This window comes from Corallococcus llansteffanensis (genome assembly GCF_003612055.1).
Classification (GTDB): domain Bacteria; phylum Myxococcota; class Myxococcia; order Myxococcales; family Myxococcaceae; genus Corallococcus; species Corallococcus llansteffanensis.
In genome coordinates, this window is the sequence record NZ_RAWB01000756.1 from 1 (window position 1) to 4,020 (window position 4,020).

Sequence of the window (4,020 nt, forward strand, 5' to 3'; positions counted from 1 at the left end):
CTTCCAGGGCGTCCCGTCGGAGGCCAACCTCGCCATGGCCTACTGGCGCAAGCGCACCCCGCCCCCGGAGTCCCCCCACCTGGACCGGGACCGCTGTGGCTTCATCTGGAGCTCCGTGGCCGTGCCCTTCACCGGCGCGGAGGCCAGGCGCGCCGTGGAGATCGCCGAGCGCGTCCCCCGCCTCTTCGGCCTGGAGCCCAACCTCGCCCTGCTGGCCCACTCCCCCCGCTGCCTCTACCTCGTCACCGCGCTCGCCTACGACCGCGACGTCCGGGGCGAGGACGCCCGCGCCCAGGCCTGCTACCGCGCCCTCTCCCGCGAGCTGGCCCAGGCCGGGTATCACCTGACCCGCTCCGGGCTCCAGGCGCGGGACGAGGACGGGTCGGCGGACGGGCTGGCCGGGCGGGACGGCGCGGCGGAGCTGGTGGACCGGCTCAAGGCGGTGCTGGACCCCGGGGGCATCCTGGCGCCTGGGAGATCCAAGCCCTGAAGGCGCGGGTGGATCAGCCGGGAGAAAAAGATGAGCGGAAACTTTCTCCTGACTCACCCCGATAAGTTCTCAAGTCACAAGCATTCCCATCGCGCCCTCGCGCCCGTCGGAGCCCCTCCCCCATGTCCATCGAGACCAACCGCTACCGCCCCGTGTTCCGGAACACCCAGAAGTCGAATGATCCGAACACGGTTCGTCGCGAGGCGCAGGTCCAGAAGACGGGCCGGGCGCAGGGCGAGGCGACCATCAACCTGAACCGCAACGTGGACGGCAAGCGCGTCACCACCAGCAACAAGGCGAACGCGTCCACCACGGCGGACATCCAGAAGCAGCTGGAGACCAGCCGCTTCGAGAAGACCGTCGCCCAGGGCGAGTGGAACAAGAACTGGACCGCCGCGTCCGGCGAGCACACGTTCGGTGACGTCAACGGCAACTTCCACACGACCGTGGAAGGCCAGGCGCTGACGGCGGACGTGTCCGCGCAGGGCAACGTCTCCATCGACCCGCTGCACGGCAAGATTGGCGCCGAGGGCTCCGTCGACGTGCGCGCCGACCTGGTGCGCGGCTCGGTGGAAGGCCACGCGGACAGCGCGCTCGGCCGCTCCGAGTGGGGCGCGGAGGGCAATGTCGGCGCCGAGGCGACCGCCACGGGCCAGGTGGTGCTGGATCCCCTCCACGGCCAGGCCGCGGCGTCCGTGCACGGTGAGGCCTTCGCCGGTGCTCGCGCCAGCGCGGAAGTCAGCCAGGACATCGGGCCCGCGACCGTCACGGCGGGCGCGGAGGCCTTCGCCGGCATCGGCGTGGAGTTCGAGGCCAACGTCGGCCTGAAGGACGGCAAGCTGTCCGCCAACTTCGACGTGGGCGCGGCGCTCGGCATCGGCGCCAGCATCGAGTTCGGCTTCTCCGTGGACGTGGGCAAGGTCGGCGACGCGGTGAAGAACGTCGGCGAGGGCATCAAGAACGTCGGCGAGGGCATCAAGAACGTCGGCGAGGGCATCAAGAACGCGCTGGGCGGCTGGTAGTCCCCAGGCCTCCCGCGCTGTCCTCGAAGCGCTTCCCAGGGCCTCGTCCATCCGGACGGGGCCCTTGCCTTTTCCCCCTTGCTCGACAGCCCCCGGCCCCTGGGGGACACTTTTGCCCATGAACTCTCTGGAAACGCTCCTCGCGGCGGGTCAGCTGGCCCAGGCCAAGGCGGAGGCCGAAAAGCTCCTCGCGGCGAACCCGGCGCACCGTGACGCGCTGGTGGTGCTGACCAAGCTGGCCCTGGTGGAGGGCAAGCTGCCCCAGGCCGAGGCGCTGCTCGCGAAGGCGGAGGCGCAGGGTGCCACGCCGGAGACGGGCCTCGTGCGCGCCAACATCGCCGCGCAGAAGGGCCAGCTGGACGTGGCCCTCAAGGCCTACCAGGGCGTGCTCGCGCAGGATCCGAACCGCGCGGAGGCCCACTTCGGCCGCGGGATGATGCTGATCAAGCAGGACCAGACGCCCCAGGCGCTGGAGGCGCTCGCCCAGGCGGTGAAGCTCCAGCCCCAGCAGGCCGTGTTCCGCTTCCGGCTGGGCCAGGTGCAGCTGGAGGCGGGCAAGACGGCGGAGGGCATGGCCAGCCTGCGCGCCGTGATTGCCCAGGCGCCGCGCTTCGTGCCCGCGTACCTGGGCCTGTCGCACGCGCTGTCCGCCCAGGACCAGTACGTCGAAGCGCGCGCCGTGCTGGAGCAGGGCCTCCAGGCGGTGCCCTACCAGCCGCGCCTGCTCGCGTCGCTGACGGTGGTGTCCATGGCGCTGCGCGACCTGCGCACGTCCTACCAGGCGGCCTCCGCGCTCGCGGCCCAGCGCCCCAAGGACGCGGACGCCCAGGCGAACCTCGCGCAGCTGATGCTGGCGCGCGGCCAGGTGGAGCAGGCGAAGTACGTGTGCCAGAGCATGGCGTCGCAGGGCGTCTCCAGCGAGTCGCTGAAGATGGCGGAGGCCACCTGCTACGAGTCGCAGGAGCCGCCCGCGTACGACAAGGCCGTCGCCGCCTACGAGCAGGGCATGGGGCTGGCGCCGGACGGCTGGCGCGCGGCGAACAACCTGGGCCAGCTGCTGCTGCGCATCCCCGCGGAGCCGGCGGACAAGCACCTGGCGCGCGCGGTGACGGTGCTGGAGGAGGCCACGCGCCGCGCCCCGGAGCGTCCGGAGCCGCTGCTCAACCTGGCGCTCGCCCAGGCGCGGCTGGGCAAGGACGCGAAGGCGAAGGAGCTGGTGCAGAAGGTGCTCGCCATGCCGCTGGCGGAGGACACCGACCTGCACCAGGAGGCCGTCCGGCTGTCCAAGGCGCTCGCCAAGGCCTAGCCGCCCGCCTATTCGTTGAAGTCCAGCGTGGGCAGGTCCTCGTCGCCGGACGCGGCCTGGTAGACGTGCCACGCGGTGGCCAGGTCCTGGAAGGGCAGGCCCACCGGGGCGAACACCGTCACCTGCTCCGGGGACGTGCGCCCCGGCTTGAGGCCCGCGAGGACTTCCCCCAGCTCCGCGTGGAGGGCCGTCTCGTCCAGGCCCACCGCGCCCGCGGCGCCGGACGCCACGCACAGCGCGCGGTGGTCGCAGACGAAGAGGGCCTGCCGCAGCAGCTCCGCGGACACCTCCGCCTTGCCCGGCTCGTCCGCGCCCAGCGTGGTGATGTGCGTGCCCGGCCGCACCATGCCCGGGTGCAGGAAGGGCTGGCGGCTCCACGTCGCCGTGACGACGACGTCCGCGTCCGCCACCGCCTCCTCCACGGAGTCCTCCACGCTCACCGGCAGGCTCAGCTCCTGGTACATGCGCGCGGCGAACGCGTTGGCCCGCTCCGGATCCGTGTCGTAGACGCGCGCCTGGGTGAGCGTGCGCACCAGCCGCAGCTGCTTGAGCTGGAGCACGCCCTGGCGCCCCGCGCCCACCACCGCCACGCGGGTCGCGTCCTCCCGGGCGAGCACGTCCGCGGCCAGCGCGCCCACCACGCCGGTGCGCACGGCGGTGAGGTGGCCGGAGTCCATCACCGCCAGGAGCCCCCCGGTGATGAGGTCGTGCAGGTGCACCACGCCCTGGATGGCGGGCGTCTGGGCGGGGAACTTCGCGTGCACCTTCACCGTGTACGCGGAGATGCCGGGCACGCTGCCGGGGAAGAGCACCATCGCGGTGCCCTCCGGGTGCAGCGGCGCGCGCACGCGTTGCGGGGCCACCGTGCGGGCCAGCGCGTCGGTGCGGAAGGCCTCGCGCAGGTCGTCCAGGAGCGTCAGCGATTGGAGGTTGCGGGCCACGGCGGAGCGGTTGAGCAGGAGGGTGCGCATACAGGCGGAACACCCTAGCCGAGCGCTCCCGCGCCCCGCGTGGGGAACCGGCCCCAGGCGCGTCCGAGCGCCCGAAGGTGAACGACACGCCGGGCGGTGCGCCTCCGGCCCGCCCAGGAGCACCCGGACGAGGGGCCGGGGCGGCGGTCGTCGTAGGGAGAAGGAAAGAGGGGACTCCGGGACGAGGCGCGAGCTGGACACCGTGCCCACCGTTCACGGGGTCGACGCGGC

Annotated in this window: 3 protein-coding genes and 1 pseudogene; 3 read left to right on the forward strand and 1 reads right to left on the reverse strand. The window is 72.8% G+C overall.

From position 1 onward, the window contains the following. The 3 genes and pseudogenes from D7V93_RS45490 to D7V93_RS39620 form a co-directional block, all read left to right on the forward strand. A pseudogene (locus D7V93_RS45490) lies at positions 1-490 on the forward strand (hypothetical protein); the annotation flags it as partial. Positions 491-612: 122 nt separating this feature from the next. Continuing rightward, positions 613-1,512: a hypothetical protein gene (locus tag D7V93_RS45495; protein WP_158623967.1), complete on the forward strand. Its 900-nt coding sequence runs from the start codon at positions 613-615 to the stop codon at positions 1,510-1,512. 118 nt (positions 1,513-1,630) lie between these two features. Then, complete coding sequence (locus D7V93_RS39620) at positions 1,631-2,818, forward strand: tetratricopeptide repeat protein (RefSeq protein WP_120648222.1); 1,188 nt, start codon at positions 1,631-1,633, stop codon at positions 2,816-2,818. 8 nt (positions 2,819-2,826) lie between these two features. Here the strand turns inward: D7V93_RS39620 and D7V93_RS39625 are convergent, their stop codons facing one another. Next, the gene (locus D7V93_RS39625; protein WP_120648223.1) at positions 2,827-3,789 is read right to left on the reverse strand and encodes an ornithine cyclodeaminase family protein; all 963 of its coding nucleotides are present in this window, start codon (positions 3,787-3,789) and stop codon (positions 2,827-2,829) included. Between the last annotated feature and the right edge of the window lie 231 nt (positions 3,790-4,020).

Coding starts and splice junctions, on each gene's coding strand:
- D7V93_RS39620 (WP_120648222.1), top strand. CDS start 1,631: ATGAACTCTCTGGAAACGCTCCTCGCGGCGGGTCAGCTGGCCCAGGCC.
- D7V93_RS45495 (WP_158623967.1), top strand. CDS start 613: ATGTCCATCGAGACCAACCGCTACCGCCCCGTGTTCCGGAACACCCAG.
- D7V93_RS39625 (WP_120648223.1), bottom strand. CDS start 3,789: ATGCGCACCCTCCTGCTCAACCGCTCCGCCGTGGCCCGCAACCTCCAA.